31 protein-coding genes are annotated in these 26,160 nt (G+C 67.2%); 20 read left to right on the forward strand and 11 right to left on the reverse strand.

Annotation, left to right across the window (positions count from 1 at the left end):
• Nucleotides 1-34: 34 nt before the first annotated feature.
• The 4 genes from IT779_RS07625 to mscL all read left to right on the forward strand — a co-directional run bounded on the left by IT779_RS07625 (nucleotide 35) and on the right by mscL (nucleotide 2,365).
• Entirely contained in the window at nucleotides 35-643 is a 609-nt protein-coding gene (locus IT779_RS07625) for a 5-formyltetrahydrofolate cyclo-ligase (protein WP_196148417.1), read from the forward strand.
• A 69-nt stretch (nucleotides 644-712) separates the two neighbouring features.
• Nucleotides 713-1,036 carry an FmdB family zinc ribbon protein gene (locus tag IT779_RS07630; RefSeq protein ID WP_196148582.1) on the forward strand — a complete coding sequence of 108 codons (324 nt, stop codon included), beginning with the start codon at nucleotides 713-715 and terminating at the stop codon, nucleotides 1,034-1,036.
• Nucleotides 1,037-1,146: 110 nt separating this feature from the next.
• The gene (locus tag IT779_RS07635) at nucleotides 1,147-1,812 is read left to right on the forward strand and encodes an SAF domain-containing protein (protein WP_196148418.1); all 666 of its coding nucleotides are present in this window, start codon (nucleotides 1,147-1,149) and stop codon (nucleotides 1,810-1,812) included.
• 145 nt (nucleotides 1,813-1,957) lie between these two features.
• Complete coding sequence (gene mscL / locus IT779_RS07640) at nucleotides 1,958-2,365, forward strand: large conductance mechanosensitive channel protein MscL (protein WP_196148419.1); 408 nt, start codon at nucleotides 1,958-1,960, stop codon at nucleotides 2,363-2,365.
• 95 nt (nucleotides 2,366-2,460) lie between these two features.
• On the opposite strand, the gene IT779_RS07645 is transcribed toward mscL, so the two are convergent.
• The 6 genes from IT779_RS07645 to IT779_RS07670 all read right to left on the reverse strand — a co-directional run bounded on the left by IT779_RS07645 (nucleotide 2,461) and on the right by IT779_RS07670 (nucleotide 9,346).
• Nucleotides 2,461-3,141, reverse strand: a complete 681-nt coding sequence (locus IT779_RS07645; protein ID WP_196148583.1) for an MspA family porin — start codon at nucleotides 3,139-3,141, stop codon at nucleotides 2,461-2,463.
• A 141-nt stretch (nucleotides 3,142-3,282) separates the two neighbouring features.
• Nucleotides 3,283-3,957: an MspA family porin gene (locus tag IT779_RS07650; protein WP_196148420.1), complete on the reverse strand. Its 675-nt coding sequence runs from the start codon at nucleotides 3,955-3,957 to the stop codon at nucleotides 3,283-3,285.
• Between the two features lie 696 nt (nucleotides 3,958-4,653).
• Nucleotides 4,654-5,148: a MogA/MoaB family molybdenum cofactor biosynthesis protein gene (locus IT779_RS07655; RefSeq protein ID WP_196148584.1), complete on the reverse strand. Its 495-nt coding sequence runs from the start codon at nucleotides 5,146-5,148 to the stop codon at nucleotides 4,654-4,656.
• Between the two features lie 122 nt (nucleotides 5,149-5,270).
• A complete protein-coding gene (locus IT779_RS37540) occupies nucleotides 5,271-6,575 on the reverse strand; it encodes a S1C family serine protease (RefSeq protein ID WP_408637738.1) in 1,305 nt (434 codons plus the stop codon).
• Between the two features lie 606 nt (nucleotides 6,576-7,181).
• On the reverse strand, nucleotides 7,182-8,657 hold the full coding sequence (locus IT779_RS07665) for an ATP-binding protein (RefSeq protein ID WP_196148421.1): 1,476 nt from the start codon (nucleotides 8,655-8,657) through the stop codon (nucleotides 7,182-7,184).
• Between the two features lie 2 nt (nucleotides 8,658-8,659).
• Nucleotides 8,660-9,346 carry a response regulator transcription factor gene (locus IT779_RS07670; protein WP_196148422.1) on the reverse strand — a complete coding sequence of 229 codons (687 nt, stop codon included), beginning with the start codon at nucleotides 9,344-9,346 and terminating at the stop codon, nucleotides 8,660-8,662.
• Between the two features lie 356 nt (nucleotides 9,347-9,702).
• Between IT779_RS07670 and IT779_RS07675 the strand changes: the two genes are divergently transcribed.
• The 6 genes from IT779_RS07675 (at nucleotide 9,703) to IT779_RS07700 (ending at nucleotide 15,099) form a co-directional block, all read left to right on the forward strand.
• Nucleotides 9,703-12,384, forward strand: a complete 2,682-nt coding sequence (locus IT779_RS07675) for an ATP-binding protein (protein WP_196148423.1) — start codon at nucleotides 9,703-9,705, stop codon at nucleotides 12,382-12,384.
• Nucleotides 12,381-12,791, forward strand: a complete 411-nt coding sequence (locus IT779_RS07680) for a roadblock/LC7 domain-containing protein (protein ID WP_196148424.1) — start codon at nucleotides 12,381-12,383, stop codon at nucleotides 12,789-12,791. Before IT779_RS07675 ends, IT779_RS07680 begins: the two co-directional genes overlap by 4 nt.
• Nucleotides 12,792-12,798: 7 nt before the next feature.
• The gene (locus IT779_RS07685; protein WP_054816146.1) at nucleotides 12,799-13,173 is read left to right on the forward strand and encodes a DUF742 domain-containing protein; all 375 of its coding nucleotides are present in this window, start codon (nucleotides 12,799-12,801) and stop codon (nucleotides 13,171-13,173) included.
• A gap of 25 nt (nucleotides 13,174-13,198) precedes the next feature.
• The gene (locus IT779_RS07690) at nucleotides 13,199-13,783 is read left to right on the forward strand and encodes a GTP-binding protein (RefSeq protein ID WP_196148586.1); all 585 of its coding nucleotides are present in this window, start codon (nucleotides 13,199-13,201) and stop codon (nucleotides 13,781-13,783) included.
• A 15-nt stretch (nucleotides 13,784-13,798) separates the two neighbouring features.
• Complete coding sequence (locus IT779_RS07695) at nucleotides 13,799-14,569, forward strand: MHYT domain-containing protein (protein ID WP_196148425.1); 771 nt, start codon at nucleotides 13,799-13,801, stop codon at nucleotides 14,567-14,569.
• Between the two features lie 104 nt (nucleotides 14,570-14,673).
• Nucleotides 14,674-15,099: a hypothetical protein gene (locus tag IT779_RS07700; protein ID WP_196148426.1), complete on the forward strand. Its 426-nt coding sequence runs from the start codon at nucleotides 14,674-14,676 to the stop codon at nucleotides 15,097-15,099.
• A gap of 373 nt (nucleotides 15,100-15,472) precedes the next feature.
• Here IT779_RS07700 and rpmF read toward each other — a convergent pair whose 3' ends face one another.
• From rpmF to mrf, 3 genes are read right to left on the reverse strand one after another with little or no spacing between them, the layout of a single operon-like run.
• Nucleotides 15,473-15,646, reverse strand: a complete 174-nt coding sequence (gene rpmF, locus IT779_RS07705; RefSeq protein ID WP_196148427.1) for a 50S ribosomal protein L32 — start codon at nucleotides 15,644-15,646, stop codon at nucleotides 15,473-15,475.
• A gap of 1 nt (nucleotide 15,647) precedes the next feature.
• Nucleotides 15,648-15,911, reverse strand: coding sequence for a type B 50S ribosomal protein L31 (locus IT779_RS07710; protein ID WP_196148428.1), 264 nt, complete (start codon nucleotides 15,909-15,911; stop codon nucleotides 15,648-15,650).
• Nucleotides 15,908-17,323 carry a ribosome hibernation factor-recruiting GTPase MRF gene (gene mrf / locus IT779_RS07715; RefSeq protein WP_408637739.1) on the reverse strand — a complete coding sequence of 472 codons (1,416 nt, stop codon included), beginning with the start codon at nucleotides 17,321-17,323 and terminating at the stop codon, nucleotides 15,908-15,910. Before mrf ends, IT779_RS07710 begins: the two co-directional genes overlap by 4 nt.
• 105 nt (nucleotides 17,324-17,428) lie before the next feature.
• Between mrf and rpmB the strand changes: the two genes are divergently transcribed.
• The 6 genes from rpmB to IT779_RS07745 all read left to right on the forward strand — a co-directional run bounded on the left by rpmB (nucleotide 17,429) and on the right by IT779_RS07745 (nucleotide 20,888).
• The gene (rpmB, locus tag IT779_RS07720; RefSeq protein WP_196148430.1) at nucleotides 17,429-17,665 is read left to right on the forward strand and encodes a 50S ribosomal protein L28; all 237 of its coding nucleotides are present in this window, start codon (nucleotides 17,429-17,431) and stop codon (nucleotides 17,663-17,665) included.
• Between the two features lie 9 nt (nucleotides 17,666-17,674).
• The gene (gene rpmG, locus IT779_RS07725; RefSeq protein ID WP_196148431.1) at nucleotides 17,675-17,845 is read left to right on the forward strand and encodes a 50S ribosomal protein L33; all 171 of its coding nucleotides are present in this window, start codon (nucleotides 17,675-17,677) and stop codon (nucleotides 17,843-17,845) included.
• The gene (rpsN, locus tag IT779_RS07730) at nucleotides 17,845-18,150 is read left to right on the forward strand and encodes a 30S ribosomal protein S14 (RefSeq protein ID WP_196148432.1); all 306 of its coding nucleotides are present in this window, start codon (nucleotides 17,845-17,847) and stop codon (nucleotides 18,148-18,150) included. The genes rpmG and rpsN overlap by 1 nt, the downstream gene beginning before the upstream one ends.
• A gap of 32 nt (nucleotides 18,151-18,182) precedes the next feature.
• On the forward strand, nucleotides 18,183-18,437 hold the full coding sequence (gene rpsR / locus IT779_RS07735) for a 30S ribosomal protein S18 (RefSeq protein WP_011211513.1): 255 nt from the start codon (nucleotides 18,183-18,185) through the stop codon (nucleotides 18,435-18,437).
• Nucleotides 18,438-18,871: 434 nt separating this feature from the next.
• Nucleotides 18,872-19,864, forward strand: a complete 993-nt coding sequence (locus tag IT779_RS07740) for a beta-ketoacyl-ACP synthase 3 (RefSeq protein WP_196148433.1) — start codon at nucleotides 18,872-18,874, stop codon at nucleotides 19,862-19,864.
• 34 nt (nucleotides 19,865-19,898) lie between these two features.
• Entirely contained in the window at nucleotides 19,899-20,888 is a 990-nt protein-coding gene (locus tag IT779_RS07745) for an AvrD family protein (protein WP_196148434.1), read from the forward strand.
• On the opposite strand, the gene IT779_RS07750 is transcribed toward IT779_RS07745, so the two are convergent.
• The gene (locus IT779_RS07750) at nucleotides 20,830-21,465 is read right to left on the reverse strand and encodes a TetR/AcrR family transcriptional regulator (protein ID WP_196148435.1); all 636 of its coding nucleotides are present in this window, start codon (nucleotides 21,463-21,465) and stop codon (nucleotides 20,830-20,832) included. The genes IT779_RS07745 and IT779_RS07750 overlap by 59 nt on opposite strands.
• Nucleotides 21,466-21,586: 121 nt before the next feature.
• On the opposite strand from IT779_RS07750, the gene IT779_RS07755 reads away from it, so the two are divergent.
• The 3 genes from IT779_RS07755 (at nucleotide 21,587) to IT779_RS07765 (ending at nucleotide 24,693) form a co-directional block, all read left to right on the forward strand.
• Nucleotides 21,587-22,210 (forward strand): hypothetical protein, encoded by a 624-nt coding sequence (locus IT779_RS07755; RefSeq protein ID WP_196148436.1) that lies wholly within the window; start codon nucleotides 21,587-21,589, stop codon nucleotides 22,208-22,210.
• A 105-nt stretch (nucleotides 22,211-22,315) separates the two neighbouring features.
• Nucleotides 22,316-23,863 (forward strand): MFS transporter, encoded by a 1,548-nt coding sequence (locus IT779_RS07760; RefSeq protein ID WP_456299686.1) that lies wholly within the window; start codon nucleotides 22,316-22,318, stop codon nucleotides 23,861-23,863.
• A gap of 41 nt (nucleotides 23,864-23,904) precedes the next feature.
• On the forward strand, nucleotides 23,905-24,693 hold the full coding sequence (locus tag IT779_RS07765; protein WP_196148438.1) for an AAA family ATPase: 789 nt from the start codon (nucleotides 23,905-23,907) through the stop codon (nucleotides 24,691-24,693).
• A 60-nt stretch (nucleotides 24,694-24,753) separates the two neighbouring features.
• On the opposite strand, the gene IT779_RS07770 is transcribed toward IT779_RS07765, so the two are convergent.
• Nucleotides 24,754-25,380, reverse strand: a complete 627-nt coding sequence (locus IT779_RS07770; protein ID WP_196148439.1) for a LysM peptidoglycan-binding domain-containing protein — start codon at nucleotides 25,378-25,380, stop codon at nucleotides 24,754-24,756.
• Nucleotides 25,381-25,629: 249 nt separating this feature from the next.
• Here IT779_RS07770 and IT779_RS07775 point away from each other — a divergent pair, with 249 nt between their 5' ends.
• The gene (locus IT779_RS07775) at nucleotides 25,630-26,085 is read left to right on the forward strand and encodes a hypothetical protein (RefSeq protein WP_196148440.1); all 456 of its coding nucleotides are present in this window, start codon (nucleotides 25,630-25,632) and stop codon (nucleotides 26,083-26,085) included.
• The last annotated feature ends 75 nt before the right edge of the window (nucleotides 26,086-26,160 follow it).

Here is a 26,160-nt window from a genome sequence, read left to right on the forward strand (position 1 = left end):
CGCCGACGCGACAACCGGGCATCCCGGTGAGCTTATGGTGATAAGCATGGAGATGCCCGGTGAGGGCCGTAAAAATGCATGGCGGACGGAAATTCTCGCGCGCCGTGCCGCGGTGACCGACGACACACGCGCGAGCGAGGCCGCCGCGCTGGCCGAGGCGGTGCGCGGGCTCGACATCGTCGACTGGGTCTGCGCCTATGTTCCGGTGCGCGGGGAACCCGGTTCGCTCGCGATGCTGGACGCCCTGCGCGCGATGGGCACGCGGGTGCTGCTTCCGGTGACGGGCCCGGCGGGGCCGCTGCGGTGGGCCGAATACACCGGCGCGGACGGCCTGCGGGACGCGCGCTGGGGTCTGCGGGAGCCGAGCGGCCCCGCGCTGCCGCCCGAGACGGTCGTGCGGGCCGGGCTGATCCTGGTGCCCGCGCTCGCGGTGGATCGCCGTGGCGTGCGGCTCGGGCGCGGAGCCGGGTACTACGACCGCACGCTCGGCGCGGCGCGGGAGAAGGCCGCGCTGGTCGCGGTGGTTCGCGACGACGAAGTGCTCGATCGGCTTCCCGAGGAACCGCACGATATCCGCATGGGGTGGGCGCTCACGCCGGGCACGGGTCCGCTGCGGCTGGAGCACGATTCGCGCACGGAATGAACAGCCGATTGGCAATGTTGGCACTGTCGGCGGTAGAGTGCCAGTTTGACGAACCTTGCGGAGGATGCTGTGCCAACTTACTCGTATGCGTGCACCCAGTGTGACAACCGCTTCGATATCGTTCAGTCCTTCTCCGACGAAGCGCTGACCGTTTGCGACCAGTGCTCGGGCAAGTTGCGCAAGCTGTTCAACTCCGTCGGCATCGTCTTCAAGGGCAGCGGCTTCTACCGCACCGACAGCCGCAGCGGCGGCTCCGGCTCCACCGCGAGCGAGCCCGCGAAGTCGGAGAGTTCCAGCGCCTCGACCACCACGAGCTCGGATTCGAGTTCGTCGAGCTCCACGGGCAACAGCTCGACGTCGAGCAGCTCGACCAGTACCGCGGTCGCGAGCTGATCCGGTGCGCCCGAGCGGCGCACCCACCGATTCATCCACAGGCCGCGTGTTGTGCACAGACGCCCGATCGGCCGGTGACTCGATGGCTTCGTCGCCCATAGGCTGCGGCCATGATCCGATCCCGCACCGACCTCGGCCGAGGCAATACCCTGCGGGCGGCCTTCTGGAACAGGCCGCCCTGGGCCGATCAACTCCTCGCACGCCGCCTGCTCGCCGCCGCGCTCATCGTCGCGGCGATCGTCCTGTCGCTGCGCGGCGATCCTGGTGCGCGCCGCGCGCAAGTCGTGGTCGCCGGGCGCGATCTCGCACCGGGCACATCCCTGTCGGCCGAGGATCTGCGGCTGGCCGCACACGAATCCGGTGGATTGCCCGAAGGCGTGCTTCGAGAACAGGCTCCCCTACTCGGCGCGACGCTGACCGGCGCCATGCGCACCGGTGAGGTCTTCACGGATCTGCGTATCGTCGGCCCGCGATTGGCCGCGGTCGCGGGTGGCGCACGAGACGCGCGCATCGTCCCGCTGCGGCTCGCCGACACGGCCGTCGCCGACATCCTGCGCGCGGGCGACCGGGTCGATGTGATCTCGGCCGAGGAGACGACGGGTCCGGCGGTCCGCCCGGCGCGCACCCTGGCCACCGACGCCGCGGTGGTGTTGGTGTCGGAACCGGGCGAGCGGCGCGCGGCCGACCGGGTGGTGCTGGTCGCGATGGATTCCGACCACGCCACCGCCGTCGCGGCGGCCTCGCTGCGCACCGCGCTGACCGTGGTATTCCACTGACCTACTCCGTGGATGGCGCACCACGAGCGACGCCGAATAAGTTCACTGAACATTTGCCATCGCGGTCAACTAGCATTTCGACCACGGCACATATCCCCACCGCAGAGCGCAGCGAGTCAGCTCCCACCCGAAGGAGACAGCAGCCATGCTCAAAGGTTTCAAGGATTTCATGCTTCGCGGAAATGTCGTAGACCTGGCGGTTGCCGTCGTCATCGGCACCGCGTTCGTCTCGATTGTGACAGCGTTCACCACCGGACTCATCAATCCGATCCTCGCCGTATTCGGCGGAACAGACGAATTGGGGCTCGGTTTCCAGTTGGTTGCCGATAAGCCCGCGACATTTGTCCAGGTGGGTCCGATCATCACCGCGGCGATCAATTTCATCCTCATCGCGGCGGTCCTGTATTTCGTCCTGGTCCTGCCCGCGACACACGCGAAGAAACGTTTCGGCAAGCCCGAGGAGGAGAAGCTGAGCGACAACGACCTGCTCATCGAGATCCGCGACCTGCTCGCCGCGGCGCAGCACGACAGCGGCGGGAAGCACGAGTTCTGATGGCGCGCTTGCCCATCGGAGACTCGCGACGCGACGGCGGAACGAGAACGGGCCCGTCACCGAAGCGACGGGCCCGCTGTTCGGGAGATCGACTATCAGCCGAGGCTGAAGGGCTGGCCCCACAGGGTGACCCAGGTGATCACGCTGTCGGTCTCGACCTCGACGCTCACGAACGAACGCGCCTGGGCGTAGCCCGCGCAGCCGGTGAGGCCGATGGTCGAATCGGCCCAGGTGACCGAGCCGCTCGAGCCACTGAACTTGTTGCGCTTCTTGTGGCTTTCGCTACCGAAGTCGTCGGCCTCTTCGATGTCGAGGATGTAGAAGGAGGTCGCCTGGCCGGGGCCGAGCGACAGGTCGCCGCCGGAGCTGGCGCCGACGCCGGGCTTCACGTTCTGCCCGTCGCTCCAGTCAAGCGAGCCTTCGACGCCACCGCTGGCGCCGCCGCCCGCGATGTTCACCTGGCAGCCGACGGTGTAGCCGGGGTAGATCTTGCCGCCTACGTCGCCGCCGGTGCCGGACAGCTCGACCTGCGCGCTACCGGACACCCACGCGTTGCGGTGCACCGGGGTGGAACCGAGCGACGGGTTGATGTTGGCGGACTCGCCGACGAGGCGGACGGTCACCACGGTGCCGTCGGAGAGGGTCTTGACGATTTCGCCGCCCGGCAGCGGAACGAAGGTGTCGGCGTTGGCAGCGCCGGTGGAGAACAGGCCGAGGGCGACGGTGGCGGCGGCGCCCACGCCGGCCAGCCGTGCCAGGTTCTTGCGGTTGATCATTGGTTTGTACCCCTCGAGGGTTGTATTCGCTTCAGCGAGAAGAATGTTCGTGTTCAGGTGTGCGGCGTCGTCATCCGCGCGGTCGCGCGTGGCGACCGCGTTCGAACGCATCACACACGCGGTGTGAAGGCCCGACGGATATCAGCCGATGCTGAACGGCATCCCGTAGAGGGTGGTCTTCGAGTAGTGGTCACCGATGATCTCGACAACGGTGTACGACCGCGCCTGGGCGTAGCCCGCGCAACCCTGGATCTCGATCTCGGCGTCCTGGTACTCGACCGAGTAGACGCCCGGCTTGGTGATGTCCTTGTAGTTGATCTGCACGAACTTCACTTCACCGGGGCCGAGCTGCAGGCCGATGGAACCACCGAGGCTGCCGCCGTCGAGGGTGATGCCACCGGAAATGCCCGCGGAGACCGCGTCATCCGCGATGCTCACCTGGCAACCGACGATGTAGCCGGTATTCAGCTGCGACGCACCGTGAGTGGACGAGTTGTTGCTGCCCGAACCACCCGCGGGGCCGTTGTTCGGACCGACCTCGCCTTCGGGGGTGACAGTCACGTCGGCGGTGGCGTTACCCGAAACCCACACGACGCGGCCCGCGCCGTTGGCGGCGAGCGACGGCGAAACCAGGGCGCGTTCCCCGGTGCGAGTGATGGTAACGCCGGGTCCAACCTTCTGACCGTCCGGCAACGGTACGAAGGTGTCGGCATTGGCAGCACCGGTCGAAAGCAGGCCCATGGCAACGGCCGCGGCGGCCCCGACGCCCGCGACGCGGACACCGCGGCGCAGACCGTTGGTGCGGTTCTCGCTCATACTTCCCCTCATCAGGTTCAAACAGTCAACCTCGACCATCGAGGTGGACATTGGTCCTCTCAGGCCCAGCTCAGTTTGTCGCCCCTTTGTTGCCGATATGTAACCGGCTGTTATTTCGGCGCAACGGCACGAGCCGGCAATCGGAACCGAGCCCTGTGTTCCGCCGAGTCCGTCACGTACGTGACATCGTCGGGCCCGCGGTCCAGCGTTGGTTGGCTCAGGCGAAGATTAAACCTTCGGTAACAGCCTGGCAACGCGAGCATTCACAGATAGGTGTTGTGACGAGAATCACTAGGCACAGGGGTGGACGTCACTTGAAGTGCGGAAACAATGCGCTGGAAGTGGAAGATTCGACCGTCCGAAACATTCTGTTCGCAAAATATCCATCCGGTATTACTGCGCGAGCCCGGATATGTGACACCCGAATCACCGATGAATCGCGAAAGATGTGAGGTTGAGTACGTACCCGGTAAGTACTGAGCTACCAAGTAGATACGTAGATGGGGGTCAGCCGTGATGGGGTGGAACCTGCGAGCGAAACCACTCGTCAGGGTCGGAATCGGCCCGAACGTCGGTCTCGCGCTCGTCGGAGGTGGTGTCGGGCAGCGCCGTGCCGAAGATTCGGTCCAGTCGCGCGGCATCCCCCGCCCGGCGCGCGGCCGGGCGGGGGTCGTCGGAAGAAGCGGAGGCGGAGATCTACTCGACCAATCCCGAGAGTTCGCCGATCACCTTGCTGGCGAGCGGCCCGAGGGTTGCCATACCGTCGCGGATCGCCGCGCGGGTACCCGGCAGATTCACCACGAGGGTGCTGCCGGACACGCCCGCCAGGCCGCGCGACAGGCCCGCGTCGAGCGATCCGGCGACCCGGCCCGACGCGCGCAACGCCTCGCTGATGCCCTGCAATTCGCGGTCGAGTACCTGCGAGGTGGCCTCGGGTGTGACATCGCGCGGGGACATGCCGGTGCCGCCGACCGAGATCACCAGGTCGACGCCGCCGATCACGGCCGTGTTGAGGGCGTTGCGAATCTCGACCTCGTCGGCCTGCACCGACACCGAGGCGTCGACAAGGAAACCCGCCTCGGTGAGCAGCTCGGTCACCAGCGGACCCAGCGAATCCTCACCTCCATGCGCCGTTCGATCATCGACGACCACAACCAGTGCACGCCCCGCGACCGGAGCATCGATTTCCATGGTGCTCACCGTAGCGCCTGCGCCGAGGAGTTCGACCGCAGCGCTGGTCAACCCCGTTCCGGACCACAGCGAATCGACGCCGTCGACGAGCACCGGGACGCCGTCGCGCCCTCCGGCCCGCATCACCGGCCACCGTCCGCGGGCGCGCCGGACAGGGTGACTTCGACGGTCTTGGGGTTGTTGCCCTGCGCGTCGGTGTAGGTGATCTTCACCTTGTCGCCGGGCTGATGCGAGCGGACCGCCGCGATGAGCGCGTTACCGGAGTCGATGGGCCGGTCGTCGAGCCGGGTGATCACGGCGCCCTCCGGAATGCCCGCCTTGGCGGCCGGGCCGTCCGGCGTGGATTCCAGCACCCGCGCCGCGGTGTCCTGCGGGCGCAGCTTGATGCCGACCTGGGCGTAGGTGGCCCGACCGGTCTTGACGAGTTCGTCGGCGACGCGGCGAGCCTGGTCGACCGGGATCGCGAAGCCGAGACCGATGGACCCGCTCTGCGCGTTCGCGCCGTCGCCCGCGCCGAGGCTGGCGATGGCGGTGTTGATGCCGATGAGCTTGCCCGCGCCGTCGACCAACGCGCCGCCGGAGTTGCCCGGATTGATGGCCGCGTCGGTCTGGATGGCGTCGATGACCGGATTGACCTGGCTGGAGGCGGATTCGCCCTGGGTGGAGACCGGCCGGTTCAGCGCGGAGACGATGCCGGTGGTGACGGTGCCCGCCAGCCCGAGCGGCGAGCCGATGGCGATGACCGGCTGGCCGACCTGAAGACCTTGGGACGCGCCGAGTTCGATGGGCGTGAGGTTGGTCTTGCCCTGCACTCTGACCACCGCGAGATCGGAAACCGGATCGGCGCCGACCAGCGTCGCTGGAGCCGTGGTGCCGTCGGAGAAGACCACCTCCATCTTCGTGCCCGCACCGCCGCCCGCCGCGACATGGTTGTTGGTGAGGATCAACCCGTCCGACGACAGGATCACCCCCGACCCCTCACCTTCGGCACGCGAACTGGCGACCTTGATCATCACCACACTCGGCAGCACCTTCTGCGCCACCGCCTGCGTCGAGCCCGCGGGCGCGTTGGAGACATTGTTGACATTGGGCTTCGGCGCGTCGAGAGCGTTGACGACCGGCACCCGCCCATCGTCACCGCCCGCAACGAGAGCGCCGACCGCGCCACCGACACCACCGCTGACCAACGCCAGCGCCACCGCACCCGCGATCAGCCCGGTGCGAATCGGACGCCGCGGCGCAGGCGGCGCGGCCACGGCCGTACCGGTTCCGGTCGGCGGCACGGGCGGATACGCAGGCCCGCCATAGGCATTCCGCGCCTCGTGCGGACCGTAGGCATGCACCGCACCGGGGGCACCGTAAGCCTGCCCCACACCCGGCTCACCCGAAGCCCCGGCCGCACCGTAAGCCTGCCCGGCACCGGACACGCCAGGCGTCCGGCCCACCCCGAGTCCACTCGGGGACCCGGGCGCACCGTAAGCCTGCCCCGAACCGGGCGCGCCGTGCGTCTGACCGACACCGGGTCCACCCGAAGCCCCACCCGCACCGGGTCCGTCGTTGGCCTGCCCAACGTCTAACGCTCCCGAAGCCCCACCGGACGCACCGTAGGTCTGCCCCGCACCGTGCCCGCTCGATGAATGCGCCGAACCGGACGCACCGTGTGCCTGAGCGGCGCCGGGGCCGCCGTGAGCCTGTGCCGCACCGAACGCACCCTTGGCCTGCTCTGCCCGGGAAGGCTCGGCGCCCGAGGACTGCTGATCGCCGCCGGATGGGACGGCGGGGTTCGCACCGGTGACACTCGGCCCGCCGAAGTGGTCGCCGGGTGCGCTACCCGGTCTGCCCCACACCGAATGCTCGGGTGCGCCCCCGGTCGGGAGTCGCGACGTGGGATCGTGGCCCGCTGTCGCCGGTTCCCCCTGGCGGTTCTGGAAATCCTCGGTCATCGCTTCTCTCGATTCTCCTCAACGTCTGTTCCAAGCTTGGCGACGACGGCTTAGAGCGGACTGAGACCGTGCTTGCAGTTTTCCGAGATGTCAGGCGGGATCATCGACGGGGACGTCGATGGGGACCGCGGCGGCCTCGCCGGGCAGCACCATGCGCATCAGGGTGCCGCCGCGGGCCGAGGTGTCGAGGGTGATGGTGCCGCCGTGTTTGGTGACAACCTGTTTGACGATGGCGAGCCCGAGTCCCGAACCCGGCATGGAACGCGAGACGGTGGTGCGATAGAAGCGTTCGAAGACGAGTTCGCGTTCGGCTATCGGAATACCGGGTCCCGCGTCGTCGACCGATAATTCCAGTAGTCCGCGTCCGGTTTCGCGCATGGTGACGAATACCTGTGCCCCGGATGGACTCCATTTCGCCGCGTTGTCGAGGATATTCAGGACCGCGCGTTCGAGTCCGGCGTCGTGGCCGTAGACGAACCACGGGCGCAATTCCGCGACGAAGTCGATTCCGGCTCGCCGCCTGCGCACTCGCTCGAGTGCGCGTTCGGTGACCTCGCCGAGGTCGACGCGCTCGTAGATGGCTTCCGGCGCGTCCTCGCGGGCGAGGTCGACCAGATCGCCGACCAGCGTCGACAATTCCTCGATCTGGGCCATGACGTCGGAACGCAGTTCGGCCATGTCCTCGTCGGGCACATGCGGCGCGCCGGGCCTGCTGGAGGCGATGAGCAGTTCCATGTTGGTGCGCAGCGAGGTCAGCGGGGTGCGCAGTTCGTGGCCCGCGTCGGCGATGAGCCTGCTCTGCCGGTCCCTGGATTCGGCCAGTGCGCGCAGCATGGTGTTGAAACTCTCGGTGAGTCTGGCCAGTTCGTCGTCACCGCTGACGGGGATGGGGGTGAGGTCGTCGGTGCGGGCGATGCGTTCGGTGGCGGCGGTGAGCCGGGCGACCGGGCGCAGGCTGGTGCGGCCGACCGCGGTGCCCATGGCGGCGGCGGCGATGACACCGCAGCCGCCGACCACGAACAGCAGCCAGGACAGCCGGTCGAGGACTTCGCGGGTTGGTTCGAGGCGCTGGGAGATGACCAGCGTCGGGCCGGTATTGGTGCTCACGGCGAGCACGCGCTGGTTGTCGGCGGTGCGCAGCGACGAGGTGCGCTCGCCGCGCGCGACCGCGAGTTCGGGTTCGCCCACCGGCGGCGTGGTGCGCTGCGGCGGCACGTAGGGCGGGTATTCCGGCCCGTAGATGAGCGCGATGCCGCTGTCGGTGTAGAAGGCGGCCGCGACCATCACGTTCAGCGTGTTGAAGCCGTAGGCGTTGCTCGCGATGACCGCGTTGGCGCGGTCGTGCAGTTGCTGGTCGACGTCGGCGTAGAGCGCACGCGCCACGAGTGCGTAGGCGGCGATGGAGGTGACGGCGACCGCGACCGCGACGAGGGATGCGGCCAGCAGGGTGACGCGCCAGCGCAGCGAGACCGAGCGGGTCAGCGGCATGGGCGGACGCATCTCGGCCGGTTCGGGCGCGAGGCTGAGGGTGGCGATGGTGGATCGTCGGGGGACGGTGCGCGCCATGATCACGGAGGTGTTTCGCGTAGGACGTATCCCACGCCGCGCACGGTGTGTATCAATCGCGGTTCGCCTTCTGCCTCGGTTTTGCGGCGCAGGTAGCCGATATAGACCTCGAGCGCGTTACCCGAGGTGGGGAAATCGTATCCCCAGACCTCTTCGAGAATGCGGCTGCGGGTGAGCACCCTGCGCGGATTCGCCATTAACATTTCCAACAGCGAGAACTCGGTTCGTGTGAGGCTGATGGATCGTTCGCCGCGCGAGACCTCCCTCGTGACCGGATCGAGGGAAAGGTCGGCGAACTGCATGGCTTCCGAGGTGTCGCCGGGATCGGCGGCGCGACGGCGGAGCAGGGCGCGCAGTCGGGCGAGCAACTCTTCCAGCGCGAAGGGTTTCGGTAGGTAGTCGTCGGCGCCGGCATCGAGCCCGGCAACTCTTTCCGAAACCGAATCCCGCGCGGTCAAAACCAGAATCGGAAGATCGTCACCGGTGCTACGCAGTCTTCGGCAAACTTCCAGCCCGTCGAGGCGCGGCATCATGACATCCAGGACGAGAGCATCGGGGCGCTGCACGGTGGCCTTCTCCAGTGCGTCGACCCCGTCCACCGCGAGGTCGACGGAGTAGCCGTTGAAGGTCAGCGACCGGCGCAGCGATTCCCGGACGGCCCGATCGTCGTCGACTACCAGAATGCGCATGCCAACAGTTTGACCGCACCGACTGAGAGCCTACTGAGAGGCGCACTTGCGACACGCCGCGACAAGATCCGCGCACCGTCGAACCGCGCTGGAACGGCGGTGACCAGCGCCTTTCTTATGAATCGTCCGATTCACGCCATGCAGCTAACCACATTGTGTACGAAACATGTTCTGCTCGGCCATATTCGAGGGTAATGCACGAGGGTGCCCCAGATTGCCGTTGCCCAGCTAGCACGGTATGTTCCCAGCGGTAAAAAGAAGACCTCGAGTTGGTTCTCAGCAGGTTCATCCCACACTTATGTTGAACAGCCACAAGCCACCGGGGACCCCGCGCGGAGTGGAGGCGACGGAAGCGGATGGAATCAGCACCGCGTTCCAGGCAATTCAGGCTGTCCAACTGGTCCGTCACCCGCAAGGTCGGCGTTGTACTGCTGCTACCGGTGATACTGGCCTCGACGTTCGCGGTGTTGCGCATCAACGACGAGCTCGGCATGATCTCGCAGCTCGACCGTGCCGCCGAACAGGCACGGCTGCTGCGCCCGATGCTCGGCTACGGCATCGCCGCCGAACAGTTGGCCGTCACGGCGGTCACGACCGGCGGAGCGGGCCCCGACATCGACAGCGCGGGCGCGAAGTTCGATCAGTCCGCGGCGGACCTGGAAACCGCCCTGCGCGCGGTCGAACCTAGTAACGTCACCAAGGAACTCGGCGCATCCCTAGCCGCGGGCCGCAACCTGCGCAACGGACTTCGCACCAGTTCCCCACTGACCATCGCCGAGCAGGTCGGCGAAGTGGGCACCCGAATCATCACCGCGACATCGGTGTCGTCCTCGATCGAGGAGGTCGCCATCCAGAGGTACTTTCTGCAGCTGGGTCTGCTGGCGAACGCGAGTCGCATGCTCACCCAGGAACACCTCATGGTCGCGACCATGGACGCGGCGGGCAACCAGACCGCGCGGCTGAATCTGCTGACCACCCTCGGCGCCGAGATCGTCGTCGTCAACATCTACGCGCAGCTGAGCCCCGATTCCGCGGCCAACGCCACCGCCCTCATCGAGGCGGTGCAGACCCGCATCGGCGCGATGGGCCAGAACGCCGCCTCGGACAACCCGGCCATCCAGAACGCGCTCGCCGCCAGCCAGACCGGCTACGGCGACGCCAAATCGGCGTTGCTCGACCTGATCGACGTCAAACTCGCCGAGAAGACCTCCGATCTGCGCAGCGTGGTGCTGCGCGATATCGCGATCGTGATCGCGACCCTGCTCGCGGGCCTCGTGCTCGCCCTCGCGGTCGCCCGCTCGCTCGTCGTGCCGATTCGGCGCCTGCGCCACGGCGCGCTCCAGGTCGCCCACGTCGACCTGCCCAACGAGATCGAGGTCGTGCGCTCCGGTGGCAGCACCCCCGAAGGCAGTCAGATCGACATCGACACCACCGAGGAAATCGGTCAGCTGGCCCGCGCCGTCGACGACATCCACCACGCCGCGCTCTATCTCGCCGGTGAACAGGCCCGCCTGCGCCTGCAGATCGGCAGCATGTTCGAAACCCTGTCGCGGCGCAGCCAGTCCCTCGTCGAACAGCAGTTGACCCTCATCGAGGAACTCGAGCACGACGAGGACGACTCGGAGCGGTTGCAGAGCTTGTTCCGCCTCGACCACCTCGCCACCCGCATGCGCCGCAACGGCGACAACCTGCTCGTCCTCGCGGGCACCGCGCTGCGCCGCGGCCACCTGCCCCCGGTTCCGCTGTCCGACATGCTCTGGAGCGCGGTCTCGCAGGTCGAGGATTACCAGCGCGTCGAGATCGGCACCGCGCCCGACGGCATCGTGCCCGGTGAACCCGCCGTCGACATCGAACACCTGCTCGCCGAACTGATCGACAACGCGCTGCGGTACTCGCCGCCGACCACGCCGGTCGCGGTGTCGGTGGCGCGCGCGGTGGACGGCGGCTACCTCATCGAGATCGTCGACCGCGGCCTCGGTATGTCCGCCGACGACCTCCAGACCACCAACGAACACCTCGCCTCCGGTGGTGAGGTCACCGTCGAAACCGCCCGCCGCATGGGTCTGTTCGTCGTCGGCCGACTCGCCAAACGCCACAACATCACGGTCAACCTGCGCCGCACCTCGGCGATGGCCCAGCAGCCCGGCATCACCTCGAGCGTGCACCTGCCAGGCACCCTGGTCTCGCCGGTGCCCATCTCCCCCGAGGCGGGCCCGCAGCCGCCGCTGCAACTGGCCTCGCCGCCGAACACCGCGCCGCAGCCGCGCATGTTGGTCCCGGTGCCGAGTCCGTCGCTGCCCGAACACACCTCGGGCTACGAGGTGAGCGGCACCTCCTCGCTGCCGCAGCGCAGGCCCGCGATCCGGGTCGCGGGACCGGCCGACCGCGACTCCGGGCCGACGCCGGTGGTCGATGTCGAAGCTACCGATCCCGGTCGCCGTTCCCGCCCCTTCGGCGACCGCCGCGACGACGGACGGCGACCAGCCGAACCGCTGGCTCTGCCGTCGGCGAACGAGTCGGGGCTGCCGCAGCGCAAGCCGGGCGCCGAGGCGCGCAACACCGAACCGGCGCCGGTCGACGTGTGGGCCGAGACCACGACCTACGAACCGATAACCACCCCGAAGGCCCCCGAGCCCGAGACACTCTCGGGTGTGGTGTCCCCGACGACCACCGCGACCGGCCTGCGACCGGTCACCGCCGAAACGCCGACCCCGATCTATCAGCGCATGGTCTCCGAATGGCTGGTCGAGCCCGCCTCGACCGCCGAGGGCAGCGACGAGGTCACCCCGTGGACTTCACCGGCCGACGCGGGCTGGGCCGCGGCCGCCGAGGCGAGCCACCCGACGACTTCGAATCGCACCTCCGGCGGGCTGCCGATCCGCCAGCCCGGCGCCCAGTTGGTACCCGGCGGGCTCTCCCCCGTCGAAGAGGCCAACACCCGGAATCCGGAAGAAATTCGTAACAGCCTGACCAGGCATCTCACCGGGGTTCGCAGTGGTCGGGCCGACGCCCAGTACAACGATGGAGGGCTTGCATGAGCGAGAAAACGAGCACGACGACGGACGAGAACCTGAACTGGCTTGTCACCCGCTTCACACGGGATGTCCCCGGTGTGACCCACGCGGTCCTCGTCTCGGCCGACGGCCTGCTCCAGGCGACCAGTCCGCACCTGCCCAGTGACCGCGCCGAACAGTTGGCCGCCGTGACGGCAGGCCTCGCCAGCCTGGCCAGCGGTGCGGCGCAACTGTTCAACGGCGGCAAGGTCATGCAGTCGATCGTGGACATGCAGCGCGGCTACCTACTGGTGATGACGGTCGGCAACGGTTCGCATCTGGCCGTGCTCGCGAACAAGACGCACGACATCGGCCGCATCGGATACGAGATGGCACTGCTCGTCGACCGGGTGGGGTCGGTGGTCTCGGCCACCGCCCGTACGGCTGTCTGAGCGTGCGATGTCCAATCCTTCCGGCGGGGGGCCGGGAACACCCCCGACTCGCGTCCGCCCGTACGCGCTGACCTCGGGACGTACCGAACCGGCGGTCGACCTCCCGTTGGAGGCGGTCATCGAGACCATCTCCTACACTGCCCATTTCGAATGGCCGGTCGGCGATCTGCGCACCGACATCGTGCGGCTCGGCACCGCGCGACTCTCGGTCGCCGAGATCTCCGCCAAGTTGCAGCGACCCCTCGGCCTGGTCCGGGTCGTGATCGGTGATCTGGTCGTCGCAGGCACGCTTCGGGTGCATTCGACGCTCAGCGACCAGGCGAGTTATGACGAGCGCCGCATATTGATGGAGAGGACATTGCGTGGACTCCGCGCCCTATAACGCCCAGCCGTACGGCTCGGCCCCGATGGACAACCGCACCGCCTCGACGAAAATCGTTGTCGCAGGCGGTTTCGGCGCGGGCAAGACGACTTTCGTCGGTGCGGTCTCGGAGATCGTCCCGCTGCGCACCGAGGCCATGGTGACCGGTTTCTCCGACGGCATCGACGACCTCGCGGCGACGCCGGGCAAGCAGACCACAACGGTCGCTATGGATTTCGGACGTATCGTGCTGCCGGGCAACCTGGTGCTCTACCTGTTCGGCACGCCGGGACAGCGCCGGTTCTGGTTCATGTGGGACGACCTGATCCGCGGCGCGATCGGCGCCGTGGTGCTGGTCGACACCCGCAGGATCGAGGACAGCTTCGCCGCGGTCGACTTCTTCGAGGCGCGCGGGCTGCCGTTCCTGGTGGCGGTCAACCGTTTTCCGGACACGCCGCGCTTCCCGGTCGCCGAACTGCGCGAGGCGCTTTCGGTCCGCTCCGGGGTGCCGATCGTCGACATCGACGCGCGCAACGCGATGGAGGTGCGCCAATCACTCGCGGCCGTCACCGAATACGCGATTCAGCGCCTCGCGGAACTGCAACGCGAACAGCCCGTCGGCCAGGGGTAGCAGAGGAAACCTGGCGTGAGCTATTTCGCTATGGGCTATTGGGTGCTCGGTCTTTCGGTGCTGGTCGCGGCCGCGGGCGCGCTGGTCGGGTTCACGTGCGTCAGGCAGTCCAAGAAGTCGGTGACCTCACGGTTCCGTACGGTCTGGCTGATCGCGGCGGCGATCTCGATCGGTGCGATCGGGGTCTGGCTCGCTGTTTTCGTGTCGATGCTCGGGGTCAGGGGGCCAGGTGGCGCGACGTTCCGCTACGACGTGCCTCGCATGCTCGGCGCGGCCGTGCTCGCGGGTCTCGCGGTGTTCGCGGGCTTGATCTTCCTCGGGCAGCGACTCCAGTGGACGCGGCTGGCAGGCAGTTCGCTGGCCATGACGGTGGGGTTGGCGCTGGCGATGTATGTCGGCATGGACGCCGTACAGGTCAGGGGCACTGTCGAATTGAATTGGGCGCCGATCGTCGGATCGATCGCGCTGCTCGGCCTCACCGCGGTCATCGCACTCTGGTTCGTGCTGCACAGTTGGCCGATGCCCGCGCTCGCGGGCGGTGCGGTGGTGTTCGGGCTCGCCGTGATCGGTGCGCACTATCTGTGGCTGGCCGGCCTGGATATCCGTGTGGATTCCCGGATCTCGGTTCCCGACGGCGAGGATCTGTTCACCTTCCTCGTCCCGATGTTCGTGGTCGGCACGCTGTCGCTCGCGGTTCCGATCACCGCGGTGCTCGTCGCACCCGACCGGCGCGCGGTCGCCACAGTCACGGTGACACGCCCGGTGGAACCGGGATCGCTACGCTGATTCGTTCGGGCCGCGGCATTTTCGCCGCGGCCCGAATTATTGTGGGGGGCAGCCGGTTCGACGTGGCCGGATCGGACGAAGTTGTCGTGGAAGAGGAGTCGGGCGTGACGCCGGAGCAAGAGGCAGTGCTGCGTGACATCCAGGCGCAGCTGCGCGGGCCGGATCTCACGGGGTGGCCGCAGCTCGGCGCGGATGCCGACGGCCACGACCGCAGCCTGGTCGACGGTGTCGCGGCGGCGCTGCGGCGCATCGAGGAGCTCGAGGGCCAAGCGGCGGCGCTGCGCGGGCAGGTGGTGGAGTTGCGAACGGAGATCAGCGAATTGGAGGTGACGGCGGCCGATCTGGCCGAGGAGGTGCGCAGGCTCGAGGAACGCAGGCTGCCGTGGCCGCTGTCGCTGCTGGAGGGGCCGGTGGAATTCCTCGGCACGCAACTGAATCGGCTGGAGGGGCTGCTGCCGGAACTGCCCGGCGTACCGGGACGCGACAGCGCGGCGCGGGAGAAGCCTTCGACGGTGTGGCCGAAGGGGTGATAGAGCCCCGAAGGACGGGACCGCCTTTCGCCATGGTAGGCGCGGCGTGCGGCTCGATGACACGTCCGATGCGTTGGCACGCACCGAATTCCGGGATTCATCTTCCTGGATTCATCGGCCGAGCGGCCTTGACCTTGGCGATGAGCGGGCTCTCTCGGAAACCGGGAGAGCCCGCCCTCCCGCACGAGAGTACCGGCCCGCGAAGGCAATTTCACCGTTTCCGAAAGACTTTTATAGAGCCCTGAATCAAACTCTTAGTATGTATTTCAGATGACAGTTACTCGAGCGCAAGCTTTATTCCAGAATAACAGCAAGTGACTCGTATCACACTGTTTGCCAACAGGTTGCTTTCATCTCCGCAACCTTCGTCCTATCAGCGCCGATCGGGGTCGTACAGGCCGAGCCGCACAGCCTTCACCAGCCTGCGCGGCACCCGGTGTGCCACGCCCGCGACCGTCACCGTGACGAGATCCGGCGCCTTCGCCTTCCACTGCGATCGACGGCTGCGGGTATTCGACCGTGACATCCGCCGCTTCGGCACCGCCATGTCAGCCCTCCTCTCGGCGCGGGCGCCTGCCGTATTTACGCTCGAACTTCTCTACCCGGCCCTGGGTGTCGAGCACGCGATGCGCACCGGTCCAGAACGGGTGCGAGTCGGCGGTCACATCGACGGTGAGCAACGGGTAGGTGCTGCCGTCCGACCATTCGACGGTGCGCGTGCTCACCGCCGTCGACCTGGTCAGGAACCGCTTTCCGGTGCTCGCGTCCTCGAATACCACCGGGTGGTACTCCGGGTGTATCCCTGCTTTCACTGCCCTTCTCCTCTCGTGTGTCGCGGCCGCGCCGCCTCCGTCGGCTCGCCGTCCCCGCAGGGATCGGCGTGCCAGTCGCCGAACGGGTCGTCCCACCGCGCGACCCGTTCGGGCGCGCGATCGACCAGTCGCAGTTCGTCGTCCTCGACCAGCGCCCAGTGCAGCGCCTCGCGGATCTCCACCGGATCCGCGTCGTAGGCGAGGATCACCAGGGAGATGTCGCGATCGCCGAAGCGCTCGTCCCAGCGCAGCGCCGCGAGCGCGCGCCGCTGCGGATCCACCTCGGCGAGTTCGGATTCGTCCATCGCGGCCAGCCAGCGTCCGGCGCCGCCGACCCGCAGACCGCCGCCCGCGGACTCCAGCCACACCACCTCGTCGGGCTGGGTAGCCAGCCACAACCTGCCGCGCGCGGTGACCACGCCGTCGAACAGCACGTCGAGCGCCCCGTGCAGGCGCGCCGGATGGAACGGCCGCGCCGCGGCGAATTCGATGAGCGTGACGCCGCATTCCGGGCCGAGCGGGGGCTGACCGCGCAGCAGTGGTGCGTGCGCGTCGAAGATCCGACCACGGCGCGCGTCGGCGGGGATCCGCGCGAGCAGCGCCTCGACCTCGGCCGCGCCGAAGGCCACCACGTCCTCGGACGGACCGCAAGCAACCGCGGCCTCGAACGCGCCCGGAGCCACCGCGTCAACGAACGCGTCCGAAGTCGCCGCATCCTTCGACTCGCACGTCGCCACCGCGTCATCGATCCAGGCGACCGGCGCCTGCGCGGCCAATCGCGCCAGGACCGCGCCGAGCCGTTCCCGCTCCAGCGGGTCGGATGTGCCGGTGACGAGGACGGCGTCGGCGAAGTCGACCTGCCCGACCGCGACCTGCGCGACCGTCCTGTCGTCGTCGGCGGTGGCGAGCCCGCGTTCGGCGAGGGTGTCATCGCCGGTGGCGTCGCCGAGCCAGCGCGCGCCGTCGACGCAGGCCAGCACGGCCTCGATGCGCACGTCACGGCCCGCGGGTCCGTCGACGCGCCCGATCACGCCGGTGATCACCGTGTCGTGAATGGCCCGGCACACCGCTTCGGCCTCGAAGGCGGGGTCGAGCGGGAGCACGATCCGGCGCACCGAGTCGCGGGCCGCGAGCGTGACGAGCAGCGGCAGTAGGTCCGCGCGCAGGGTACAGGAGACGCAGCCGTGCGCGAGTTCGAGCATTGTCGCGGTGCTGCCGGTGTGGGTGCGCACGGTTCTGCGGACCACGCCTTCGGCCAGTTCGGCCAGGTCGTGGTGGACCACGACGGTGCCTTTCGCGGCGAGCGCCGCGCGCGCGACGCGGTCGGCCTGCGCCCTCGCGACCTCGGAGAAGCCCGTGACCAGCACGACCGGCGTGCGGCGGTCGGGCGGGAGCGGGCCGGGACCGAGCACAACCACCGGAACTCCTTTCGATAATGATTTTCATTTGCTGCCAGCTGAGGGTACAGTCTCGAACCTGCGTTGTCGAAAATGATTGTCAACTACCGAAGGAGTCGCATGTCGGCGCACTGCCAGGTCACCGGGCGCAGGCCCGGCTTCGGCAAGTCCGTCTCGCATTCACACAAGCGGACCAACCGCCGCTGGAACCCCAACATCCAGCGCAAGACCTACTACCTGCCGAGCGAGGACCGGCGCATCACGCTTCGGGTCTCCGCCAAGGGCATCAAGACCATCGACCGGGACGGGATCGAGGCCGTCGTGGCCCGCATCCGCGCTCGCGGCGACAAGATCTAGGAGGCCACCGTGGCGTCGAAATCGACCGAGATCAGGCCCATCGTCAAGCTGGAGTCCACCGCGGGCACCGGGTACACCTACGTGACCCGCAAGAATCGCCGCAACGACCCGGACCGGATGGTGCTGCGCAAATACGATCCGATCGTGCGCAGGCACGTCGACTTCAGGGAGACCCGCTGATGGCGAAGAAGTCGAAGATCACACGCAACGAGCAGCGGGCGCGGGTCGTCGCGCGCTACGCCGAACGACGTGCCGAACTGAAGGAGATCATCCGCGATCCGAGCACCACGGCGGCCGACCGGGAGGCGGCGCAGCGCGCCCTGCGCCGACAGCCGCGCGACGCAAGTCCGGTACGATTGCGCAACCGGGACGCCGCGGACGGACGTCCGCGCGGCCACCTCCGAAAGTTCGGACTGTCCCGTGTGCGTGTGCGCGAGATGGCCCACCGTGGCGAGTTGCCCGGTGTGCGCAAGTCGAGCTGGTAAGACCTACCGATCCCGCAGAAGGAATTGCTGATATGGCAGTCAAGCGAGCACCGTCGAAGAAGGTCCGCGCCGAACAGGCCCGTCGCCCGAAGAAGAACCCGTTGATCGCCGCGGGAATCGAGACGGTCGACTACAAGGACGTGAATCTGCTGCGCACCTTCATCTCCGATCGCGGCAAGATCCGCAGCCGACGTGTGACGGGGCTCACACCGCAGCAGCAGCGCCAGGTCGCCGTCGCCGTGAAGAACGCCCGCGAGATGGCCCTGCTGCCCTTTACCAGCCGGTAACCGGAGCGCGCGCAACCGACGAATTCACTACGGCGGGAGCACGGGTGTTCGACACCCGCGCTCCCGCCGTTGTCATGTCCGGCCATCCCGATAGCTGCGAGAACCCCTACCCGGCGGTAGCAATCCTGTGGCGAACTCAGATGAGTCTCTGACACTCGCGGAATCAGACGAAGAAATAGCGCATCCAGTCGTGATAATCACGCCACATCGAGCGCGGACATTTCGAGCCGTACGGCCGTTTTGCTATCGCGTAGCAACCGTTTGCTACCAGCGCTGAAGTGCAGCAATGTCAATAGCGCATCAAAAAACGTGACCTTCGTCACACTTGACCGTTATACAGGCTTTATAGCCATGTGATCTGATTCAGGAAATGAATTGCAGTGATACATTGATTCATACATAATTCGCACATAGCACCTCTCGGGGGTGAAAATATGACGGCGACATCCGCCGGAATTTTGACGATCGGCACCTACCGGCCCGATCGAATAGTTTCCAATTCCGAACTCATTCCCGAACTGGGAGTGGACGAAGAGTGGATATTAACGCGAACCGGAATTTCCGAAAGACGGTTCGCGAACCCCGATGAAACAGTTATTTCCATGGCGGTGGAATCGGCCCGCGCCGCATTGGTCGCCGCCGATATCCCGCCCGATCAGGTCGACGTCGTCATCCTCGCCACCTCGACCTACACCGACCAGACTCCCGCAGCCGCCCCCGCCGTCGCCGCCCAGCTCGGCTGCGACCACCCCGCGGCCTTCGACCTCACCGCCGGATGCTCGGGATACGCACACGGCATCGGGCAGGCCGCCGCGCTGATCAACGCGGGACAGGCCGACAACGTACTGGTCATCGGTTCGGAGAAGCTCAGCCCCTACCTCGATCGCACCGAACGCGGCGTCGCGCCGATCTTCGGCGACGGCGCGGGCGCGGCACTGGTCACCCGCACCGAGACCGGCCACATCCGCAAGACCGTATGGGGCAGTGACGGTTCGCGTTCCCGGCTCATCCGCCAGGAGCCGCACTGGGAGGATCTGCTCGCTCCGCCCGGCGCGGGTCTCCCGAACCTGAGGATGGAAGGCACCGAGGTGTTCCGCTGGGCCACAACGACGGTGCCGAGGATCGTGACGGAGATCGCCGCGGCCGCGGATATTCCGCTGTCCGACGTCGAGGTCTTCATACCGCACCAAGCCAATTTGCGAATTATCGACGGAGTCGCTCGGAAATTGGGCTGGAACAACGAATCCGTGGTCGTCGCCGATGATATCCGGCATACCGGCAACACATCGGCCGCAGCGCTCCCTCTGGCCATCGACGATCTGGTGAAATCGGGTCGCGCGAAACCGGGGCAACTCGCCTTGCAGGTTTCCTTCGGCGCCGGACTCTCCTACGCGGGTCAGGTTTTCGACCTGCCCAAGGTCGCTTGATCGGTTACATTCCGTTTCTCGAAAGTTGCACGCGATGGCCACTGTGTTCTCCAGTTACGACGAACCTCTCGGACCGCGGTCCGATCGATATTTCGGCGATGGGTACAAGAAAGTCAGTCCGGACCTGACGACCCTGCGTATCGCCCGCTCCACCGGTCCCGGCGCCGAGCACCGGGGAGTCGCTCGGCTCAGTTATCCCGCGGCGTGGTCTCGCAAGCAGCACGGCGAGCTCGTGCCGCATGTGAGCAGCGTCGATACCATCATGCTCGCGGCCGCCCTCTGCGACGCGGCGATAACCCACACCCGCGACCTGAATTCCGAAGAAGCGGGCCGAATGTGGGTGCGGCACGCGTCGGTCCGCTCCGGGGCGAGTCCGCATATCGACCTCGACAATATTCCGGTCACCGCGGCGGTCACCGCGACCGCCGAATCCGAGGACGACGAATCCGAGACCACGTTCGCTTTCCGGGTCGGCAACCTATCCGGCTCGATGACGATCGTGCACCCGATCGGCATCGGACCGCTGACCGTTCCCGGATACGACCGGATAGAAACACTCCACGAAATTCATGGGCCCCGACCGCATTACTACCTCGACGGGGTGAAGGACCACACGCTGAGTGCCACCCATATCGTCGTCGACGATCAGGCGACCCGGATCACCGGCCGTCATCGGGTCAATGCCGGGGTGGAGGGCGGTTACAGCGGCGCGGAATCCGCGCACTGGAATTCGGTATCGCCGATCGACCTCATCGTCGGCGCCGCGCAGCTCTCGCAGATCCTGTTGTATCGGATGGACGGCCTGAACCGCGCGAAGAGCAATACGCTGTGGATGCGCAAACTCGAATTCGTCACGGACGGACCGCATCGCCTCGCGGACGACGAATTCGACGGCACCGTAGAAATTCGACGGGCCCCGGTGATCGACCGCGGCGGTCAACGCTGGCGCAGCGCGGATCTGCTCATCAAGGAATTCCGAGGTCTGACCGGTTCCTGCCTGCTGGCCCACCAGATTCCGGACTAGTGTCATCCGAATCCTCGAAATCGCAGCTACCCAGCGCGCAGTCCGCCAACGCGGCCAGCGCCGGGTCGTCGGCGACGTGGCCCGGTGCGTTCATCGCGAGCAACGCGTTGAGCAGCATGCCCCGTGCGATGAACTCGCGGGCCCGCTCCGGCTCACAGCCGGTGCGCTCGACCAGCAACGCGTACAGCGACGCGACGAATCGCCTTGCGGCGGCGGCGATCTGATGGTGCCCAGCGGCGGCGCTGAAGCCTTGCAGCAGTACAACGAGCACCTCACGGTCCCCGACCATCGTGTCGTAGACGGCGCTCAGGCGCGACCACACGCGCGGCGACGCGCTCTGTCCCGGATCGGCGAGCACTTCGTCGAACGCGTTCAACAGCGTGCGCGCCGCCCTGTCGAAAACCTCCTGGAAGAGATCGGCTTTGCTGCCGAACATCCTGACCACATACGGCTGGGATACCCCGGCCTCCAATGCGACCAGGTCGGTACTGGTGCCCGCATAGCCGCCCCGCGAAAACGCCCGCGCCGCTGCCACGAGAATCATCTCGCGGCGCTGCACTGCGCTCAGTCTGACCATATTGACAAGTTATCACCCGATTACTAGGTTCACCATCAGTGTACGGCTGGTAGCGAAGCATGTATTCAGTTGGCTCCAAGCCGGATCGGTGCGAAGGCGCACCCTCGACGCAAGGATCCCGATGAAGGACACACCAACGCTACGACTGGCGGTCACCGGTGCACCGCGAACCGGGAAAACCGCCGTGTGCACGGCGCTGTCGCTCGTCACCGGAATGGATTACGCCACCATCTCCGATCACCTGGCCGCACCGACCGGTGAACGCCGACTCGCCTACACCGTCGAAGCGCCCGTCCGCGCGTTCGAACACCGCATGGACACCGAGGCCAGGCTCAGCGCGTTCATATCCGACGGGTCCGTTCTGCACGAATGGGCGGCCGCGGAGGCATTGCGCCGTACACGCAGGATGTCGCACTGGATCCGCAATCCGCGCGACCTGCCGTACCGCACATTCGAGAAACGTTTTCTCGGCGCACTGGGGGAAATCGTCCACCGTCGCGCCCGCACCACCTATCACGGATTCGTCCATCTCCGTTTGGATCCGGCCTCGGTCGACGACGATGTCGACACCTTCCGCACCACCACCGATCAGGTGATACGCGAGGCAATCCACGCCACGTCGGTTCCGTACGTGGTCACCGCGGGCACCGTCGAGGAAATAGTCACCGGTGTCGCCGGAATGTTCCAGCTGCCCCTGCTGATGCCGGTCGACGACGCGGTCAACGCAGCGCTGCATGCCGCGTAGCAAATCTGCCACAGCGAAATCCGAAGGACCCCATCCCCTATGGCAACCCACCGCTATCACACTCCACCGCAGCGATCCGAGAATCCGATATGGACGCTCGTGGTCGTGGCGCTCGCCACATTCATGCTCATGCTCGACCTGACGGTCGTCAATGTCGCGCTGCCCGACATCAGGTCGGCATTCGATTCCAGTTTCTCCTCGCTGCAATGGATTCTGGACGCCTACGCGCTCGGCCTCGCCGCGGTGCTGCTGGCCGCCGGATCGCTGGCCGACCGCATCGGCCGCAAGAAGGTCTTCGACGTCGGCCTCGTGGTCTTCGTCCTGTCCTCGCTGGCCTGCGGACTCGCGCAGAACGACCTCACGCTCATCCTGGCGCGATTCGTGCAGGGCTTGGGCGGCGCGATCCTGTTCGCGGTCGGCCCCGCGCTGCTCGGCCACGAGTTCCGCGGCAAGGAACGCGGCATGGCCTTCGGCGTCTTCGGCGGCGTCGCGGGCCTCGCGATCGCGTTCGGCCCGCTGATCGGCGGCGGCCTCACCCAGAGCCTCGGCTGGCGGTGGATCTTCCTCGTCAACGTGCCGGTTACCGTCGTCGCGCTGATCGTCGGCTACCTGAAGATGCGCGAATCCCGCAGCGACACCCCGCCGCCGCTGGACTGGCCGGGCATGGCCACCTTCTCCGCGGGCCTGTTCCTGCTCGTGCTCGGTTTCATGCGCGGACAGCAGGACGGCTGGGGCAGCGCACGGATCATCGGCTGCTTCGCCCTCGCGCTTATCCTGCTCGCGGTGTTCGCGGCACTGCAGGTCACCAGGCCCGGCCGCGCCATGTTCGACCTGACCCTGTTCCGCAGCCGCACCTTCAACGGCCTCTCGGTGGTCACGGCGCTGTGCGCGCTCTCGGTGATGCCAGGCATCTTCCTGCTGATCTCCTACGTGCAGAACCTGCTCGGCTACTCCGCCTTCGCCAGCGGCCTGCGGTTCCTGCCGCTGACGCTGCTGCTGTTCGTGGCCGCCGCCGTCGCGGGCAGTCTGGTCGTCAAGCTGCCGCCCGCCGGGCTGGTCGGCGCGTCGCAGCTGCTGATCGCCGCGGGCCTGGCCGCGATCCTGCTGGTCGACGTCGGATCGAGTTGGACGGCACTGATCCCTGGCATGGTCATCATCGGGCTCGGCATGGGCATCTTCAACCCGCCGCGCGCCGCCTTCTCCATCGCGGTGACCACACCCGAGAAGGCCGGTATGGCCTCCGGCATCAACGAGACCTTCCAGCAGGCGGGCCTCGCCATCGGCATCGCCGCAGTCGGCGCCTTCTTCCAGAACCGCGTCGGCGGCTCTTTCGCCGAATCCGAGGCCGCGCGCACGGTTTTCGGCGACAAGGCGGGCGAAGCGGGTGACGCGGTGGCCGCGGGCGGGCCGTCGGTGGTGCTCACCGGGGTTCCCGACGCCGCGGCGGGCGCCGTGCGCGAGGCCGCGGAGAGCGCGTTCGTCAGCGGCCTGCACAACGCCATGCTGCTCGCGGCGGTGATCGCCGCGATCTCCGGCGTGGTCGCCCTGCTGACGCTGCGCCGCGACGACCTCGACCCGGCCGCGCTGGAGAACCCGGGCGTGCCGACCGAAGCGGTCGAACTCGAAGACGAACGGACCGGGGCGTACCGGTAGCGGACGCGTCCAACGAAATCCCATCGGCGGAGGGCGGATACATGTACCTGGTCGGCGGACAGCACCGCGATCACATCAGGCTCGCGATCTCGGGCACCTACGGCACCGGCAAGTCGACGACCACCGAGGCGCTGTCGCTGGCGACCGGTATCCCGCGCACCCACGCCATGACGGCGCGGCAGCTGCTGATGGACATCGCACCGGGCAAGACGCTCAACGAGTTGAACTCGGTCGAACTGTTGCAACTCGGCCTGCGCCGCTTCGAGGAGCGGCTCAACAACGAGTCAGGCACCGAGTCGTTCGTCTCGGACGGCTCGGTGGTGCACGAATGGGTCTACGGCACAGCGCGTTTGAAGATCGGCATCAATCCGGGCGCAGGTCGCCTGACCAAGGCCGTCAAATCGATCGCGGGTCTGGCGGGCAAAGCGCCGGTGAGCGAATACATCGACCTGTTCGGCGACATCGTGAAGGCGCGCGCCGCGCACCTCTACGACGCGTACATCCATCTGCCGGTGGAGTTCCCGCTGCCCGCCGACGGGCACCGCCCGGTATCCGAACCATTCCGGAAGGTGTCCGACGAAACCCTGCTCGCGGTGATCCGCGGGCTCGGCGTGCACTACGAGGTGGTCGGCGGCACCGTGCACGAACGGCTCGCGAAGATCATTCACATCTTCGATCTCGACACCGTCATGCCGATCGACGAGGCGATCGAGGAAGCGCACCGTCGCGTCGGCAAGACCATCACCGCGATCGAACAGGACGCGAGATACAAAGAAGCACAACGCAAGAAGTCTCTCAAGCGCAGGCTGAGCTACGCGCTGCGCTACTGAGCGGACCGCCGAACGACGTGGGACCCCGAAACTTCCGGGGTCCCACGTCGCGTTCCGGGGTTACGGAATGGTCAGCACCTGACCGACATCGATGACATCCGGGTTCTCGATGCCGCTGGCGTTCGCGATCTCGTGGTAGCGGTTCCCGTCACCGTAGAAGCGTTCGGCGATGGCCCACAGGGTGTCGCCGGGCTCGACGACGTGCGTCTGCGCGGCGGGCGGCGGGGGCGGCACCTCCTCGGCCGGTGCGGGCTGCTCCTCGGCGATGTGCTCGGCGACGGGCTCTTCCTCGATGGCCTCGATCACCGGTTCGGCCACCGGCTCGGCCACCGGTTGCGGTGCGGACAGCGGGTTTTCGGTGTCGGTGCCCGACGCCCACGCGGCGCCGCCGTCGGGCGCGTACAGGACCACGTTGCGGTCGGCCTGTACGACGAGGCGGTCGACGGCCTGGCCGTCGGTCTCGGTCGACCACGCGGCGCCGTCGGCCTTGTAGAGCACGAAATTGCCGTCCGTCTGCAGGGTCGCGCGTTCGACGCCCTGATCGTGAGTCAGGGTGGACCACACCACATTTCCGTCGGGCTCCGACAGCACCAGATTGCCGTCGTGCTGGAGGGTGAGGGTGTAAGCACCGCCGGTGAGGGACTGGCCGAGTCCCAGTTCTTCGCCTACGCGCAGCGTGTCGCCCACGTCGTTCCTTTCGAAGAGATGTGCAGAACATTCCGACAACAGGTGCGCACCGAAAGATCTTGGCGTGCACCGGAGCCGACCATACTGGCCGCCGGGCCGGCGCGAAAGGATTATGTTCATGGTTCGCGGAAAGTTCACTGTCCGAATCGCCCGGAACGTGTTCTATTGCTGTGCAAACCCGCACGCGCGATGGCGGGGTTAGCTGCGGGGAGGCGTGCCGGTCCGTCGTGTCTGCACTAGGGTGGGGCCATGGATCGGGCACCGAGCGCACGGATCGCGGCCGTCGTCACCGCGTTCGCCCTTGCGGCGGCCGCAGGCGGCTGCGGGTCCGGAGAGGAGAGCGGCCCGACGAGTTCGGCCGCCACGACCACACCCGCGAGCACCCCGTCGCGGGATCCGGAGGCGGCGGCCGGGCGCATGTTCACCGCCGATACCACGATCGTCGGCGCGCGACCGATCCCGTTCACGACGTGGACACTCGCGGCGCCCGACCGGGTCGCCGTCGGATTCCAGACCGGGTCGCCGGAATGCTACGGCGTGGACGCGCGGGTCACCGAGAGCGACAAGGCGGTGACGATCGAAATCCGTTCCGGCACAAAAGCGAACGCCGTAGGGCGGATGTGCACCATGGTCGCGGTGTTCGGCACGCTCGAAGTGCCGCTGAAGGCGCCGCTCGGCGATCGAATGCTGCTCAGCGCGACTTGAGCCACGCACCAGCCGATTTCGGCATCTGAAGCTCTGAAATGATTGTCGGGCAATCACATTCGGATAGCGATGCGG

Origin of the sequence: Nocardia bovistercoris (assembly GCF_015674855.1) — a bacterium.
Classification (GTDB): domain Bacteria; phylum Actinomycetota; class Actinomycetes; order Mycobacteriales; family Mycobacteriaceae; genus Nocardia; species Nocardia bovistercoris.